12 protein-coding genes are annotated in these 15,973 nt (G+C 63.9%); 5 read left to right on the plus strand and 7 right to left on the minus strand.

Annotated features, from left to right (window positions below; genetic code table 11):
* Positions 1–16: 16 nt before the first annotated feature.
* The 3 genes from QTJ18_RS24085 to QTJ18_RS24095 form a co-directional block, all read right to left on the minus strand.
* Complete coding sequence (locus tag QTJ18_RS24085) at positions 17–1,279, minus strand: MATE family efflux transporter (protein ID WP_252753942.1); 1,263 nt, start codon at positions 1,277–1,279, stop codon at positions 17–19.
* A gap of 227 nt (positions 1,280–1,506) precedes the next feature.
* Complete coding sequence (locus tag QTJ18_RS24090) at positions 1,507–1,998, minus strand: CAP domain-containing protein (RefSeq protein WP_252753702.1); 492 nt, start codon at positions 1,996–1,998, stop codon at positions 1,507–1,509.
* On the minus strand, positions 1,995–2,264 hold the full coding sequence (locus QTJ18_RS24095; RefSeq protein WP_252753703.1) for a DUF6460 domain-containing protein: 270 nt from the start codon (positions 2,262–2,264) through the stop codon (positions 1,995–1,997). The genes QTJ18_RS24090 and QTJ18_RS24095 overlap by 4 nt, the downstream gene beginning before the upstream one ends.
* A gap of 162 nt (positions 2,265–2,426) precedes the next feature.
* Here QTJ18_RS24095 and QTJ18_RS24100 point away from each other — a divergent pair, with 162 nt between their 5' ends.
* The 5 genes from QTJ18_RS24100 to pdeM all read left to right on the plus strand — a co-directional run bounded on the left by QTJ18_RS24100 (position 2,427) and on the right by pdeM (position 8,110).
* The gene (locus QTJ18_RS24100; protein ID WP_252753704.1) at positions 2,427–3,404 is read left to right on the plus strand and encodes a methyltransferase; all 978 of its coding nucleotides are present in this window, start codon (positions 2,427–2,429) and stop codon (positions 3,402–3,404) included.
* 81 nt (positions 3,405–3,485) lie between these two features.
* Positions 3,486–4,121, plus strand: coding sequence for a YitT family protein (locus tag QTJ18_RS24105; protein ID WP_252753705.1), 636 nt, complete (start codon positions 3,486–3,488; stop codon positions 4,119–4,121).
* Positions 4,121–4,765: a YitT family protein gene (locus QTJ18_RS24110; protein WP_252753706.1), complete on the plus strand. Its 645-nt coding sequence runs from the start codon at positions 4,121–4,123 to the stop codon at positions 4,763–4,765. The genes QTJ18_RS24105 and QTJ18_RS24110 overlap by 1 nt, the downstream gene beginning before the upstream one ends.
* A gap of 81 nt (positions 4,766–4,846) precedes the next feature.
* Complete coding sequence (locus QTJ18_RS24115) at positions 4,847–7,363, plus strand: ligase-associated DNA damage response DEXH box helicase (protein WP_252753943.1); 2,517 nt, start codon at positions 4,847–4,849, stop codon at positions 7,361–7,363.
* Positions 7,364–7,384: 21 nt separating this feature from the next.
* The gene (gene pdeM / locus QTJ18_RS24120; protein ID WP_252753944.1) at positions 7,385–8,110 is read left to right on the plus strand and encodes a ligase-associated DNA damage response endonuclease PdeM; all 726 of its coding nucleotides are present in this window, start codon (positions 7,385–7,387) and stop codon (positions 8,108–8,110) included.
* A gap of 184 nt (positions 8,111–8,294) precedes the next feature.
* On the opposite strand, the gene QTJ18_RS24125 is transcribed toward pdeM, so the two are convergent.
* The 4 genes from QTJ18_RS24125 to QTJ18_RS24140 form a co-directional block, all read right to left on the minus strand.
* A complete protein-coding gene (locus QTJ18_RS24125; protein WP_252753707.1) occupies positions 8,295–9,656 on the minus strand; it encodes a histidine-type phosphatase in 1,362 nt (453 codons plus the stop codon).
* Positions 9,657–9,993: 337 nt separating this feature from the next.
* Positions 9,994–10,809 carry a TIGR02186 family protein gene (locus QTJ18_RS24130; protein ID WP_252753708.1) on the minus strand — a complete coding sequence of 272 codons (816 nt, stop codon included), beginning with the start codon at positions 10,807–10,809 and terminating at the stop codon, positions 9,994–9,996.
* A complete protein-coding gene (locus QTJ18_RS24135; protein WP_252753709.1) occupies positions 10,806–11,735 on the minus strand; it encodes a sulfite exporter TauE/SafE family protein in 930 nt (309 codons plus the stop codon). Before QTJ18_RS24135 ends, QTJ18_RS24130 begins: the two co-directional genes overlap by 4 nt.
* Before the next feature lie 311 nt (positions 11,736–12,046).
* Positions 12,047–15,751: a peptidoglycan-binding protein gene (locus QTJ18_RS24140; protein ID WP_252753710.1), complete on the minus strand. Its 3,705-nt coding sequence runs from the start codon at positions 15,749–15,751 to the stop codon at positions 12,047–12,049.
* Between the last annotated feature and the right edge of the window lie 222 nt (positions 15,752–15,973).

The raw sequence follows: 15,973 nt of genomic DNA on the forward strand, positions 1-15,973 counted from the left end.
CGGCGGCGTCTTGGCCTCAGGGAAACGTCTCGCGCAATTTGCGGGGCAGAAGCAGGGCGAGCAACAAGCCGCGCGCCAGCAGGAACAGGTTGAGGGCGATCCAGAGCCCGGTATTCGACAAAGCCGGCACGGCGATGGCCAGGCAGGCGGCGTAGACGATCAGCGATGCCAGCATCATGTTGCGCATATCGCGCGACCATGTCGCACCGATGAAAATGCCATCCATGTGAAAGGCGAGCGCCCCGGTTGCTCCGGTCAGGGCCGCCAATGGCAGGTAGATCTGCGCGGTCTGGCGCACATCGCCGGAAGTGCTGAGCAGCGAAATCAGCGGAGCGCCGATGATCAGGAAGACGCACATCAGCACGAGTCCCATGCCGATGGACCAGCCGCCCGTCAGACGCAGCGCGCGCCGGAAGGCGGATCGGTCCCTCGCGCCCACGGAACGCCCTGCCAATTGCTCGGACGCGCCGGCCAGCCCGTCGAGGAAGAAGGACGAGAGCAGAAAAATGTTCATGAGAACGGCATTGGCCGCCAGGACGACGGCACCCTGGGCCGAGCCGATGCGGGTCATCAGGGCGAAGGCGGCATTCAGCACGAGCGTGCGGACCAGGATATCGCCGTTGAGCCGGAAAAGCGCCGACAGCTTCGCGCGGTCGAAGACCTCCGCCCGGCTGGGTCGGTCGGCGGCCTCGAATTGGCCGAAGACGAGGATGAGGCCGACAATCATGGCGAGGAGTTCCGCGCAGGCGGTGCCGAGCGCCACGCCGGTGATCCCCAGGCCGAGATAAAGGCCGAAGACCAGGGTTAGAACGATATTGGTGCCGTTCAGCAGGATTTGCAGCTTCAGCCCGAGAACGCCCTGGCCGCGGCCGAGCACATAGCCGAGTACGGCGAAATTGACGAAGGTTGCCGGGCTGGTGAGAACCCGAACGGCAAAATAGCTGCGGGTAGCGGCGATCACGGCAGGATCCTGCGCCATCAGGCCGGGGGCGTAGAGCCAGATCAGGGGCGCGAGCAGGAGCATGGCCGCGCCAAGTCCCACGGACCCCAGCAGGGCGCGCTGGAAGACTGCCTGCTGCTCCCGCGGATCGTTCCGGCCGAATGCCTGCGCCACAAGTCCGGTTGTCGCCGTTCTGAGAAAGCTGAGGCTGCCATAGAGGAGGTCGAACAGAATGGCACCGATGGCAAGCCCGGCAAGCGCGGCCGGATCGCCCAATTGCCCGACCACCGCGGTATCGGTCAGTCCGAGAAGCGGGGTCGTCAAATAACCCATGGTCATCGGAATGGCGATGGAAAGGACCAGGCGATGCGTGACCTCAAAGCCGGGCGGGTCGCTGCGAAGATCCGGACTGGTCACGGGCATTATCCTCGGCTGGACGCGACAAACCGGGCCCCCTGCAGAATGCGGGAGGCCGGCCGCTGTATGCGGCGAGGATTTTCATTCGCGCGGAAGGCGGTCTTGTCAATCCACCGGAGCCATTATTCGGCCTCGGCCTTGTCCTCGGCTCAGGCGGAGAGGACCATGGCCCAATAGGGACGCTTGGTCGACGGGGAGCGTGCCACGGCGACGCCGACATGGGTGTAGGATCCCAGCATATTCTCCAGATGCTTCTTGGAATCGATCCAGGCCTGCACGGCACCCTGGACATCCTGCTGCCCGCTTGCAATGTTTTCCGCCGCCGGCAGGGGCACGCTGCTGCGTTTCATGCGCGAACCGAAATCATCGCCGAGCCCGATCAGATGCGTCATCTGATCGGCCCGCGCCATCCGCACCGCCTGTTCGGCAGCGCCCCGGCCCGTCGGTCCCGAGGGCGAGAGGGGGCCGAGCGAGTTCTTGGCGCGCAAGGCATTCACCAACGGCAGGGCGGCTCTTGTGTCATCGGTCGCGCCATCGACGGAGACGGAGCCCCGAAACGTCGAGCAGCCGGCCAGGCCTGCAACAGCGCCGCCGGCAAGGATCAGGAAACCGCGGCGGGCATAAAGGGTATGGTTGATCATGAGCGTCGAAAACTGAACAGCCTTAGCAGGATAAAGGCGGGAATGACGATGATGGCGCCCGCCAGGAGATAATCGCCGACGGCACCGAGTGCGTCGAAGCCGCGATGCCACAGATCGAGGATGAAGTCCCGCAGACCGTAGAAAATGTCGAAGGGACGCAGATCGAAGACGGCCATGACAAAGCCGACGATCAGCGACACGACGAGCAGCTTGACGATGGTGCGCCCGGGCGTATCGCCGAGAAGCCTGTTCATCTGGTTCGACATGTCATATCTTTCCTCATTCCAATCGCCGTTTCTTCGGCCAATCATCCGAGACATAGGATCGCAGAACCACAGTCACAAGCATTCTGCGGTGCCGCTTGCGATAGAACTTGTGTTTTTTTATGGCTTCGTTCAGAAGCGCGCAGCCTCAACGCGTCAAAGTCCATGACACCCATCCAGTTCTCGTCCGGCGATGTGATCGCCGACCGCCGTGCCGATTATGCCCGCATGCTGCAGGAGGCGGGAGACGCCCCGGCCGCCGTCGATCTGCTCGAACAGGCCCTGGAACGCGCGCCGCTGTGGGCGGCGGGCTGGTTTCTGCTCGGCGAGTATTGCGAAAAGGCGGCAGACACACATCCTGAAATGCGGGGCAAGGCAATCGCCGCCTTTGAAAGGGTCGCGCGGCTGGACGAAACAGGCATTTTCGGCGCTGAATTGAAGCTTGCCGTGCTGGGGGCGGGCCCGATGCCGGAAACACCGCCGACCGCCTATGTCGAAGGCCTGTTCGATGATTATGCGGACCGTTTCGAGACGGCGCTGATGGAGAAGCTGAACTATAGCGTTCCCGAAAAGCTGTTCGCCATGGTGGCGAGCCATGCACCCTTCGATCTGACGGTGGATCTTGGCTGTGGCACCGGGCTCTTCGGGGCGCAGGTGGCGCATTGCAGCCGCCGTCTCGAAGGGTACGATCTCTCGGCCAACATGCTGGCGAAGGCGCAGGAGAAAGGCATTTATGCCGTTCTCGGCCAGGCCGACCTGGCGGATCCCTCTGCGACCCTGCAGATCCTGTCGGCGGAGCGCGGCGCAGAGCGGGCGGATCTCGTTTCTGCCGCCGATGTCCTGATGTATCTTGGCAATCTGGACGTCACCTTCGCCCTGGCCGCCGAGCTTTTGAAGCCCCAAGGCTTGTTTGCCTTTTCCATCGAGGATGCGCGCGAGAATGCCCAAAGCGAGAGCGCCGAAAGCTTCGTCCTGCAGCCTTCCCTGCGCTATGCCCATTCGAAATCATATGTTCTCGACCTTCTGGCCAATGCCGGCTTCGATCTTCTTGATTTCCTGGAAACGGATATCCGCATGGATGCCGGCCGCAATGTCCAAGGCATCCTGTTCCTTGCCCGGAAGCGGAAGACCGCTGCGGGTTAATGGGTCAGCCTTACTGTCTTATCTTGCTTTTGTCGCTCCCGCAGTGCACAATAGGGCATCCGCAGCAGAGGGACGAGACCGATGGCGCAATCCAAATCGCTGGGCTTCTATAGCGTCGACCCCTCCCACCATACGGTGATGGAGGATGGTCAGGGCATCCTGACGGGCGCGCTTGTCTCAGCCTTAGGCTTTTATCTGCTCGGTCGCGTCGGGCTGCTGACGGGCGGTACGGCCGGCGTCGCATTTCTCATCCATTACGCGTGGAAGATCCCCTTCGGCCTGCTGTTCTTCCTCGTCAACCTGCCCTTTTATTACCTGTCCTTCCGAAGGCTCGGCCTTGCCTTTTCGGCGAAGACATTCCTGGCCATCGGCCTTGTCTCCATCGGAACGGAAGTGGAGCATCGATATCTGGTGATCGATTACCTGCATCCCTTCTGGGGCGCATTGATGGGAGGGCTGCTCCTGGGCTATGGTCTCTTGGCACTCTATCGGCACCGGGCGAGCCTGGGCGGGATCGGCATTCTGGCGATCTATATCCAGGAGCGGTTCGGCATTCAGGCGGGATTGATACAGCTGGCCTTCGATAGTTGCGTCATGCTGTGCGCCTTCCTCTTGCTCGATCCGGTGGTCGTTGCCTGGTCGATCCTGGGGGCGGTCATTCTCAACCTGTTCCTGGCGATCAATCATCGTTCGGACCGTTACATCGTGGTGCGCTGATGGCCGATGTGAAGACAAGCCGCCTGCCGCTGGGACTATGGTCCTCCTCCTCGCACCGCCATTCGCTGATCGAGGATATCCAGGGCGTGCTGGCCGGCAGCATGCTGGCAGCGCTTGGCGTCACTCTGCTGGCATCGGCTCACCTTCTGATCGGCGGGACGGCCGGTCTCGGCTTTCTGCTGCGCTATTCCACCGGGCTGAGCTTCGGCCTGGTCTTCTTCCTGCTGAACCTGCCATTCTATTGGCTGGCCTATCGCAGGCTTGGCCTTGCCTTCACGCTGAAGACCTTTGCCGCCGTCGCCCTGACATCCTTCCTGACCGAGATCCTTCCGGGCCTCATTCCCATCGGCGCCATTCATCCGGTCATTGCGGCACTGTTCGGCGGCCTGTTGATCGGCACGGGCATGCTGGCGCTTTTCCGTCATCGCGCCAGCCTTGGCGGCTTCGGCATATTGGCGCTTTACCTGCAGGACAAGCTCAACTGGCGCGCGGGCTTCGTGCAATTGGCGCTCGATGGCGTCGTGCTCGCCATTTCGCTGTTCGTTGCAACACCCTTCGTCATTCTGTGCTCGATCCTTGCGGCGCTGACGCTGAACCTGACTCTGGCCATCAATCACCGCACGGACCGTTATATCGTGCGCTGACCTCAGCAAGGGATCGCCGCCTGGCCAAGGCCCCTTCTTTTTCCGCCGCAAGCCATTACCTTCTGCCCCGTGGATACGAAGATCGCCGATGCGCCCAACCCCGTGCAGGATCTCTTGCCGCAGCCATTCGTCAAATGGTTCGCGGAAAAGGGATGGCAGCCGCGTGCACATCAGCTTGAACTTCTGACGCGGGCAAATGCCGGCGAAAGCATGCTGCTGATTGCGCCTACCGGGGCCGGTAAGACGCTGGCCGGCTTCCTGCCGACGCTGACCGATCTGACACGCCGCGGCAGGCTGCCGCCGGGAGCGCCCTTCACCGGTGTGCATACGCTTTACATTTCCCCTTTGAAGGCGCTTGCCGTCGATATCGAGCGCAATCTCACAAAGCCCGTGGCCGAAATGGGCCTGCCCGTCTCGATCGAGAACCGCACCGGCGATACGCCGCAGGCCAAGCGGCAAAGGCAGAAGCTCAACCCGCCGGATATTCTGCTGACAACGCCGGAGCAACTGGCCCTGCTTTTGGCCAATGGCGAGGCGGAGCGCTTCTTCAAGGACCTTCGCTACGTGATTTTGGACGAACTGCATTCGCTCGTCACCTCGAAGCGGGGACATCTCCTGTCGCTTGGGCTTGCACGTCTGCGCCAGCACGCGCCGAGCCTGCGCACCATCGGTCTCTCCGCCACCGTTTCGGAGCCGCTCGATCTCCAGCGTTGGCTCGTGGCGCAGGGCGAGGCGCCGGCCGAGCCCGCCGGCCTCGTGCATGTGGCAGGCGGCGCGGCGCCCGATATCACCATCATGACCAGCGAGGAGCGCATCCCCTGGTCCGGCCATGTCGCCACCTATGCCATTCCGGCTGTCTATGACGAGATCCGCAAGCACAAGACGACATTGATTTTCGTCAATACCCGCTTCCAGGCGGAATTGCTGTTCCAGGAACTCTGGACGATCAATGAGGATAATCTGCCCATCGCCCTGCATCACGGCTCGCTGGATGTGAACCAGCGTCGCAGGGTGGAGGCAGCGATGAACGCCAACAGGCTGCGCGCCGTCGTGGCAACCTCCACGCTCGATATGGGCCTGGACTGGGGGGATGTCGATCTGGTGGTCCATGTCGGTGCTCCGAAGGGCGCCTCGCGCCTTGCCCAGAGGATCGGCCGCTCCAACCACCGGATGGATGAACCGTCCAAGGCCATTCTCGTGCCGGCCAATCGCTTCGAGGTCATGGAATGCCAGGCGGCGCTGGATGCCAATTATCTTGGCGCCCAGGATACGCCTCCGGTGGGCGAAGGCGCGCTGGATGTGCTGGCCCAGCACGTTCTTGGAATGGCTTGCGCCGAACCCTTCGACCCTCTTGCCTTTTACGAGGAGATCATAAGCGCTCTGCCCTATGCGGGCCTCAGCTGGGAAACCTTCGAGCGGGTGGTGGATTTCGTCGCGACCGGCGGCTACGCCCTGCGGACCTATGAGCGCTACGCCAAGATCCGCAAGACCAAGGATGGACGGTGGCGGGTCGCCAATCCGCAGGTTGCCCAGCAATATCGCATGAATCTCGGCACCATCGTCGAGGCGGCGGAATTGAATGTCCGGCTGGTCAAGCGCGGCCGCCTTGGCGCCGTTGGGCGTGGCGGCCTGTCACTGGGAAAGGTGGAGGAGTATTTCCTCGAGCAGCTGGTGGCGGGAGACACGTTCCTGTTCAGTGGCAAAGTGCTGCGTTTCGAGGGCATTCGCGAGAATGAATGCCTTGTCACCAATGCCTTTTCTCTGGATCCGAAGATCCCCGCCTATGCCGGGGGCAAGTTCCCGCTCTCCACCTATCTGGCCGATCAGGTCCGCGCCATGCTGGCCGATCCGTCCAAATGGCATGTGCTGCCCGATCAGGTGCGGGATTGGCTGGCCATTCAGAAGGACAGATCCCTGCTGCCGGCCCGCGACGAATTGCTGATCGAGACCTTTCCGCGGGGCAATCGCTTCTTCATGGTCGCCTACTGCTTCGAAGGCCGGCTGGCGCATCAGACGCTCGGCATGCTGCTGACGCGGCGGCTTGAGCGTGCCGGTGCAAGACCGCTCGGCTTCGTCGCCAATGATTATGCGCTTGCCATCTGGTCGCTGAACGATATGGGGCAGATGATCGATGGCCGGCGCCTGTCGCTTGCCGATCTCTTCGACGAAGACATGCTGGGCGATGACCTGGAGGCCTGGCTGGCCGAGAGTTTCATGTTGAAGCGGACCTTCCGCAATTGCGCCGTGATCTCCGGCCTCATCGAACGCCGGCATCCTGGAAAGGAAAAGACGGGTCGGCAGGTCACGGTTTCGACCGACCTTATTTACGACGTCTTGCGCAGCCATGAGCCCGATCACATCCTGCTGGAGGCGACGCGTCGCGATGCCGCAGCCGGACTTTTGGATCTTGGCCGGCTTGGCGCTATGCTGGCGCGAATCAAGGGGCATGTGGTGCATCGCGCGCTGGAGCGCGTGTCGCCGCTGGCCGTGCCGGTCATGCTGGAAATCGGACGCGAACCGGTGGCCGGCGAGGCCCAGGATGATGTGCTGGAAGAAGCGGCGGACGAATTGATCGCCGAAGCGATGGGCGAGGCGTGATCCTCGTATATAGACGAGATGATGACAGACAGACTGGCGCTCGCCGCCGCAAAGACGACAGAAATGGCTGCGGGGGCAGAGATCATCGTCAATGGCATGACGGCGGTCTGCGACCCGCGCGGCGCGCTCTACCTGCCGGCACAGGATTGCCTTGTGGTCTCCGACCTGCATCTGGAAAAAGGTGCGGCCTTCGCGCGGCGCGGCATGATGTTGCCGCCTTATGATACGCTTGCGACGCTCAATCTGCTCTCCGCCGTCATTCTCCGCTACGATCCGCGGCTGGTGATTTCGCTGGGCGATAATTTTCACGACCGGCGGGGCTCCGCCCTGCTGCCGGAGATCTTCCGCGACCAGATCCGCGCGCTGTCCCGCGGGCGAGACTGGATCTGGATCAATGGCAATCACGATCCCGACGGAACGGTCGACCTGCCGGGCCGCTCGGCGGATGAGTTCGTGCTGGATGGCCTGGTCTTCCGTCATGAACCGAGCCTCAGAACCGGTCGGGGAGAGGTCGCCGGTCACCTGCACCCGTCCGCCACTGTCTGCCGGCGCGGCAAATATGTCCGCCGCCCCTGCTTTGCCACGGATGGCGCCCGCCTTGTCATGCCCGCTTTCGGCGTCCTGTCCGGCGGTCTCGATCTGAAGCACAAGGCCATGCAGGGCCTGTTCAACCGGCCGGACCTGATCGCGCATCTGCTTGGCCGTGACCGTATCTATTCGGTCCGCTTCACGAGCCTGATCGGCTGAACCGGGCCCTGAGCCCGGCTACTAACGGACCACCTGGACCCGGCCACTAACGGACCCCTGCGCCCGTCTACTGAACGGACCCCTGCACCCGGCAACTAACCCGCAACCGGACCCCGCAACTGAACCCGGAAACTCAACCGCGGCACCTGGATCGAGCAACTGAGCCGGGCCTGATGGTAGATGCCTAATGGTAGAGCTGGGGGGCGATGGCGGTTGGATCGAGCGTCGCCCGGGCGATGGTCATGAAACGCTCGAGAGGGCAGGCGCCGTCCTGGCTTTCGGCTTCGCAGCCTGTGATGTCGATCCGGGCCATCAGCGGCGGATGCGCCCGGTCGAGCACGCTCGCCTCCCGGATCTGGTCGAGCGTCGGCGCGATGAAGCCGAGCCGGACATAGGCCTTGCCCTTTTCGTTGTGAAGGCGCTCGAAAGTCAGCGCGCCGGTGGGTGGCGTCTCGTCGTCCAGATAGGGCGGGATATGCCAGTGGAGGCCAAGCATGGTAGCCACCTCCGCCTGTTGCGTGTCACTGGCCATGAACAGGGCAAAGTGGGCCTTGCCGGGCCCATTCTCTGCTGGGACCGGGTCATCACTGCCCTTGGTGGATCGAGCTCCGTCCTTGGCCGCCCCCGCTTCGGTGGCGGCGCCGGCCGGCTCGGCTGCAAGCGAGAGCAGGATCTGATTGAGGAAATTGGACGCGTCGCGCCGGGCGAGATAGGGCACGCGATTGCCGATGTCATATTTGATCTGCCGCAGGGCCGAGAGGCGGATAATGTCCTCGGCGCCCTTCACCGTACCGAACGCCACCTGGTCCAAGGGAAAGCCATTGGCATATTGCAGCAGAAACACCTGAACCAGCGTTCCCGCTTCATCAATGGGTCCCTTGACCGAGACTTCGGCCGGATGGTCGGCATCGGCGGGCTGCACCTTGATCTTCCAGGGCCGGTTGGTCATAGAGCAGGGGCTGTCCTTCCCCTCGCAGCCGAGCATGGCCTCCAGTTCCCGCATCAGCGGCGCCGCCTTCGCCTGCAGGGCGTCGAAACCGCCGCCGGCAGCCGCCAGGATCGCGGCTTTGGCGGTATCCGGATCAATGGCGCCGAGAGCGACATCGGAGGCGGCATAGAGTGGATCCACCGCCGTGACCTGGTTGTGACCCACCGACAGGCCGCAGCCGGGAAACATGCTCTCCAAGAGCACGTTGCCGGTATCGATCGTGCGCCGGACAGCGCCATTGGCCCAACCGAAGACAGTGCCGGGAGCTGGGCAGCCGCTGGCGGGAACCAGACCTTCCTCCCGCAGCATGGTGACTTCGAACTCGGCAAGGCGTCGCGCCGCCGCGGCACCATGGGCGGTCAGCATGCCGTCGGCGACATCCCATTTCGGCCAGGCCGTCTGCGGATAGGCTTCGAGCTTCTTGCTGTTGGTCTGTGGCCGCACGCCGTGCCGCATGATGGCGATGTGCTTGTCGACGATGAGCCCGTCATTGGCGGGCGCGACAGCGGATGCGGCAAGGAGGAAAAGCCCGGTGAGGGAGAAAAGCGGTTTCGACATGGTAGGTTCGGCTCGGCGGAGAAAGGGCTTTGGGGTGAAAGATGGCAAGCAATATGATACTGAATGCAGGAACAGGGCAGACGCATCCCGAGAGAGATGCCAAGCGACCGTCCAAAGCGGCGGGCTTGCGCGAAAACTAGCGCCCTCCCATGACAGGCATGAGACGGTGCGAGGAGTGCCGGGCGATTTTCGCAATTGTCGCAACGATCCGGACCGCACACTCGTCTGGATGGGCACGCTGATCCGGACTGGAACGCTTCTCTGGACGGGTGCGCTTTTCGGAATGGGGGCGTTTTCTTGACTGGCGCGGTCCATGCGACGCGCGCAGCCTTGTTGCCTAACCCTTGCGGAAGACGATGCTGGCGCCCCAGCCGGTCATGACGGCAATGAGAACGCAGAACAGGCCATATGCCACCGGTTTTTCCCTGGCCGCATCGGTAATGGCTTGTTCCAGGCCGGTCTTGACCACCCGCAGCGGCAGATCCTTCTGCATGATCAACTCGCCGCTCTTGAACAGGTAGGCATGGACGAGGTGAACGCCGTCCGGCACATTGGCGGGCAGTTTCACCGTTGCCCTGAACAGGCTCGGGCTGACGAAGCGGACGCCGGCCGGATCGCGCTGGTAGAGGCCGTTGGAGAGCTTGAGCCGGCGATAGGCCTCGCGGAAGGAGGCGACATTCAAAGCATCGCCGACGTAATCGACGGGCGACAGGTCCAGGTGATCGATGCCGACGCCGATCCGGTTCAGCAGCGCCTCGCCCTGAATATCCTCCAGGATGCGCGTGCTCGCGACCGAATAGGATTCCGGCACGCCGTCGAAGGTGACCGATGCGGTGTTCATCCAGATGCCGAAAACCCGTTCCTTGCGGCGCACGGTGGCCGAATCCCGCGGACCTTCGAGCGTCACGACGACATCATATTGGCCGATGGCCAAAAAGAGCTCATCGGCATTGGTCAAGGCGCCGAAGACGGTGAGGTCGGCTCCGCGAAAATCCGAGGTAATGGCGATTTCGCTGGTCGATGTGCCGATTTCCAGTCCCTCGCGCACGGTCGGCACGTCCGGATTGAGCAATTGGCCGGCCGCGGGCAGGCTGCTGGCGAGGAGCGTGCCCGTCAGCCAGGCGATCATCAGGCAGGCGAGGCGGTGTCTCATCGCGGCGCGAACCCCCCGATCGACAGCGAATAAATGTCGGCCGGTGCCAGGACCAGGTCGACGGCAAGGCGCAGGCCGACGGCGAGGACCAGCAGGCCCAGCAGTGCCCGCAATTGCTCGCCGCGCAGTTTCTGGCCGACGCGCACGCCGTATTGGGCGCCGATGACGCCGGCTACCATCAGGATCGTGGCCAGCACGATATCGACGGAATAGTTGGTCGCCGCCTGCACCATGGTCGTATAGGCGGTGACGAAGATGATCTGGAACAGCGATGTGCCGACAACCACATTCGTGGGAATGCGCAAAAGATAGATCATGGCCGGCACCATGATGAAGCCGCCGCCGACGCCCATCACCGAGGTCAGGATGCCGATGCCGAAGCCGAGCGCCACCACCGGTATGGCGGAGAGATAGATCCTCGATTTCTTGAAGCGCATCTTGAGCGGCAGGCGATGCACCCAATTGTGCTGGCCGGGCCGCTTCAGGGGGAGGGGCTGGTTGCGGGCCGCCCGCCGCATGGCGCGGACGCTTTCGGCCAGCATCAGGCTGCCGATCGTGCCGAGGAAGGCGACGTAGAGCAGCGAGATGATCAGGTCGAGCTGGCCGAGCCGTCTGAGCCAGGAAAAGATCCAGACGCCAAGCGTCGCACCCGCCAGACCGCCGATCAGCAGCACGCTGCCGAGCTTCATGTCCAGCGTGCCGCGCCGGAAATGGCTGATCGCGCCGGACACGGAGGAGGCCACCACCTGGTTGGCACCGGTCGCAACGGCGACCACCGGCGGAATATTGTAGAAGATGAGAAGCGGCGTGATGAGGAAACCGCCCCCCACACCGAACATGCCGGACAGGAACCCGACGGCTGCGCCCATGCCGAGAATGATGAATATGTTCACCGATAGCTCTGCAATCGGCAGATAGACAGTCACGGGCGCCTCACGATCAGCAGGAGCTTTGCCGTCAGCACACTGCAAGAGGCGCAGAGAGCCTGTGCGGCACATGAAATCGGTCTGCGGCCTGGATCATGAGGCGACGGCAAGGAACCGCGCGATGATCCGGCTTTTCGTCCTGGCGCGTCGGACCCGCACGGCAAAATTGCCGGCAGACGGGATTATCCGTTTCTTCCCAACGCTCCAGGGCTTGCGAAGAGCCGTGGCCGAGACCTTTGTCATGCGATGCACAGCCTCCGACGTCAACGCTAAAAAGCGGCGTCGCCGAGGGGTTTTTACGCTTCTCCGGGTCAGGCGCCCTTGGTCTCGTTGCCTTCAAGCAATTTGCGCACCATCGGCTCGGTAATCGTGCCGTCTTCCGGCAGGCCGTTCTTCTTCTGGAAGGCCTTGATGGCGGCAACCGTCTTCTTGCCCATCCGCCCGTCCGGCTGGCCGGCATCATAGCCCTTCTTGTTCAGGATGGCCTGGATGTTGCGGACGGCCTTTTCCATGTCGATGCTGGCGGTCGTCTGTCCCTTGCCCACCCATTCATCCGGCAGATTGACGCCATTGGCGCGGTCCTGGAGCGGCTGCGGCTTCCAGGTATCGGCCTTGGCCTTGGCGCTCTGCAACTGCTCGGGCTTCAGGGCATTGGCCACTTCGTCCCGCTTCTGGGCGGCATCCTTGTCGCCGTTGCGGGCGGCAATGGCGAACCATTTGTACGATTCCTCCAGGTTCTGCGCAGTGCCATTGCCGCGGGCGTAGAGGATGGCAAGGTTGAACTGGCTGTCGGTAATGCCGTGATCGGCAGCCTTTTCGAACCATTCGACGGCCGATTTGAAATCCGCCGTTCCCGCCGCGCCCGACGCGTAAAGCACGGCCAGATTGTGCATGGAGCTGGCATTGCCGGCCCCGGCTGCCTGCCGGTAGAGATCCATGGCCTTGGCAATATCCCGCGCAACGCCTGTGCCCTTCTCGTAGAGGCTGCCCAGGCGGTATTGCGCCGGCGCAAAACCCTGATCGGCTGCCAGCTGGTACCAGCGGGCCGCTTCCTTGGCATCGGTGGCAAGACCGGCGCGGCCCTCGGTGTAGCGGGCGCCGATCTCGAACAGGGCCTGCGGATCGCCCTTGGCGGCCGCATCGGCAAGCGATTTCGGGCCGATCGTCTCGGGAATCACAATGGCGGTCGCCGCTGTCGCAGCCTGCGCGGCCTCGACTGCGGGCGCGCCATCGACTGCGGGCGCATCTTCGGCGGCGGTCTCGGCCGCGGCGGATGCCTGTCCTCCAGCGGGTGCCGCGCCAGGACCCGGCGCTGGTGACGCCTCGCCGGCGAGCGCCTGGTCAGGCGCTCCGGCGCCGGCCGGAGGCTGTGTGCCGGCTGGCTCGGCCGCAGCCGAGACATCGTCATCTTGCGCTGGCGGCGCAAACGCAGAAGCGGTCTGGTCGCTGCCGATTTGCCTGTCCAAAGCGGCGCCCTGGGTCTCGCTCGCCCGCTCCGCCACCGGTGCCGAAGGTGCGGCGCGGCTATCGGCCGGCTTTTGCTGCGACGTGGTGGTGACGGGAAGCGAGGCGGATCTTTCGCCGCGGGTCAGGGTGTTGACGAGCGGCATCGCCATCAGGGCGAGAAGAATGGCGCCAACCGCCATCAGGATCGGGCGGCGATGGCGGCCGAAAATACCCTGCCGGCCGGCCGCGGCCGGGGCATCACCCGGCTTTTTCGAGGAGGCCTTGGCGCGGCCCGGCACATCCTTCAGGAGAGACTGCGAGGGATCGCTTTCCTGCGCTGCCGCCTTGGCGGCCCGTCTTGCCGCCGCGATATAGTCGACCCGCTCGCCATCGGCATTGGCGGTGGCAGGATTGGCCATCTGGCTGGCGCGCACGCGCTCCAGGATCTTGCGCACATCCGGCATTCCGGAGCCGGGCTCGAGCAGTTCATTGTCATGTTCGTCGGAGACGGCATCGGCCGGCTCGATCGCCGGCGCCGGCTCGAGATCGGCACGCACCGGCTGCACGGCAACCGCCTTCGCCTTCGGGCGCAAGCGCTTCGTCAGGCCCGACAGAAGGCCCGCTTTTTCGGCGCCGGACGCCTGCAGGCGATCGGGCCGGGCGGCCGTCTCGGACAGGAGTTCCTCGCTTGCGCGTGCCAGCACCGGCCGCTCTTCCTTCACAGGCTGTGCGGTCACGGCAGCAGCCATGGGCGGGCGTAGCTCGGCTGCGGGAGGCATATCGCCGGCACGGGAGAGGCCGCCGCCTTCCATCCGGTCCAGCCGCTCGGCGATCTTGACCAGCGTGCGGTGCAGCCCGTCAAAGGTCGCCTGGGTGCGCTCTTCCGACGAACGCGCCAGGTCTTCCAGGTGCCGCAGGTCCTGCGCCAGGCCGGCCAGTGCCGCTGTATCGGGTCCGGCACTGCCCTTCGGAGAGCCATGCGCATAGCTTTCGATCACGGCCTCCGCCGCGTGCCGCGCTGCCTCCAGAATATATTCGTCGCTGGTCGACATGTAGCTTTCGATCGACGCGATCCGCTGATCGAGATTGCCGGGAAGCGATGCGGCATCCTGCCCGCGCGGCTCGCTGAGAAGCGAGGAAAGGTGGGCGATCTGGCGCTCCAGGTTGACGATCGACTGATTGTCGCCGATCGGATCATTGGCCGCCTCGTCGAGACGTGCGGCAATCTCGTCCAGCCGCTCCTCGATCCGCTCGAAGCCCAAACCTGCGGGGCGGTCTATGCCGGATGCCGGGCTTCCAAGCTCATCCAGCCGACGGCTGAGATCGTCCAGCCGGCCGGCAAGGCCATGGCTGGTCTGTTCATAGCCGAGCGCATCGATCTTGCGCGACAGGTCGCTGAGATAGCTCGTCAGTTCGGCCTGCGGCATCTGATGCATGGCCGAGGCAAGATCCTCAAGCCGCTCTTCCAGCCGCTGGGCGTCCTGCATCTGTGCCAGGCTGTCTATGCTGTCGGTCAAGAGCGCCAGCCGCTCTTCCAGGCGGCCCATGGCTGCCTGTTCCTCCGCTTCGAAACGCGGACGTGCGCCAACCGCGACCGCCCGGCTGATTTCGTCAAGACGCTGGTCGAGATGGGAGAAATGATCGACGAAATGGGCCTCGGCCTGTGCCGGACGGGCGCCAAGATCCTCCACCATGGCGGCAAGCGTCAGGATCTTGTCCTCCAGGGCGCGGATCGAAGGATTGTCGATCATCGTGCCAAGCTCGGCCTTCACGCCATCGATGCGATAGGCGAGGGCGATCAGCTCCTTCTGGATGCCGGCGGCATCAAGATCCTCGAATCGGTCTTCCAGCGCGGTCCAGCGCGCTTCCATGCGGTGCAGGCTGTCGGCCGAAGCCAGGCCGTCGATGAGGCGGCGCAGCTCTTCGAGTTCGGCGCGGATGTCGCCGGCGCCCGACGGCGTGCGCTGGCTCAACCCGTCGACGCCCTCTGCCAGCCGCATCAGTTCGTCGCGCAGCTCGTCGGTCAGGCGCGTATGCTTGGTGAAATCGCTGATTGTGCGCAGCTCGCCGCGCAGGCTCGCCATTTCCTGTGCGATACTGCCGGCAATATCGGCCTTCAATTCGCGGCGGAGCGCCGTGAAGGCCTGGGCGATTTCCTGCAGCTCCGGATCCTGCGCGACCGGCGCCCGATAGGCGGGCGCACGGGATGCGGCGGCCGATGGCAGGCCGGTGTCCGCCCGGGCTTCGGTCGCGGCCTGCGGCGCGCGCTGGCTCTCCCGCTGGCTGTCTCTCTGGCTGTCTCTCTGGCGGGTCAGGTCGAGCGCACGCTGCCTCTGGCGGATTTCGTTAACGGTATCGGCATCGACAATGGTGCGTGCCGCCGAATGCATCACGCCATCCTGATGCCGCGCCACGGCCTCGCCTGGACGATCATTGAGCGCGCGCTTGTCGCGGCCGGAGGCCTTCAGAAGATCCTCGATCCTGGCTTCCAGTCCCTCGATGGTGCGGTTGAGCGCATCGAGCGAAGACCGTTCACCGCGGGGCTGGGAGTTGAGGCGTGATCCATTCATCTTTTTGCTCGCTTCGGCTGCGCGGATCCCTAAGGATGGCCCAAAAGTCCTGTCATTGACGGGCATGCCCCTCGGCCGGTTCGCAGCGCCTGGCGATCCCGATCCTGTCGGATATTGCCGGAAGGCTGCTGCAATGGCACAACTTGCTGCCCGGACCCGCGGCACGACGCACCACGACCCGGACACTACCTTTCGCGAAACGTGGTTAATACACTGTTAAGA

This window comes from Rhizobium sp. SSA_523, assembly GCF_030435705.1.
Classification (GTDB): Bacteria; Pseudomonadota; Alphaproteobacteria; order Rhizobiales; family Rhizobiaceae; genus Neorhizobium.

Coding starts and splice junctions, on each gene's coding strand:
- QTJ18_RS24105 (WP_252753705.1), top strand. CDS start 3,486: ATGGCGCAATCCAAATCGCTGGGCTTCTATAGCGTCGACCCCTCCCAC.
- pdeM (WP_252753944.1), top strand. CDS start 7,385: ATGACAGACAGACTGGCGCTCGCCGCCGCAAAGACGACAGAAATGGCT.
- QTJ18_RS24095 (WP_252753703.1), bottom strand. CDS start 2,264: ATGTCGAACCAGATGAACAGGCTTCTCGGCGATACGCCCGGGCGCACC.
- QTJ18_RS24140 (WP_252753710.1), bottom strand. CDS start 15,751: ATGAATGGATCACGCCTCAACTCCCAGCCCCGCGGTGAACGGTCTTCG.
- QTJ18_RS24100 (WP_252753704.1), top strand. CDS start 2,427: ATGACACCCATCCAGTTCTCGTCCGGCGATGTGATCGCCGACCGCCGT.
- QTJ18_RS24130 (WP_252753708.1), bottom strand. CDS start 10,809: ATGAGACACCGCCTCGCCTGCCTGATGATCGCCTGGCTGACGGGCACG.
- QTJ18_RS24125 (WP_252753707.1), bottom strand. CDS start 9,656: ATGTCGAAACCGCTTTTCTCCCTCACCGGGCTTTTCCTCCTTGCCGCA.
- QTJ18_RS24090 (WP_252753702.1), bottom strand. CDS start 1,998: ATGATCAACCATACCCTTTATGCCCGCCGCGGTTTCCTGATCCTTGCC.
- QTJ18_RS24085 (WP_252753942.1), bottom strand. CDS start 1,279: ATGACCATGGGTTATTTGACGACCCCGCTTCTCGGACTGACCGATACC.
- QTJ18_RS24110 (WP_252753706.1), top strand. CDS start 4,121: ATGGCCGATGTGAAGACAAGCCGCCTGCCGCTGGGACTATGGTCCTCC.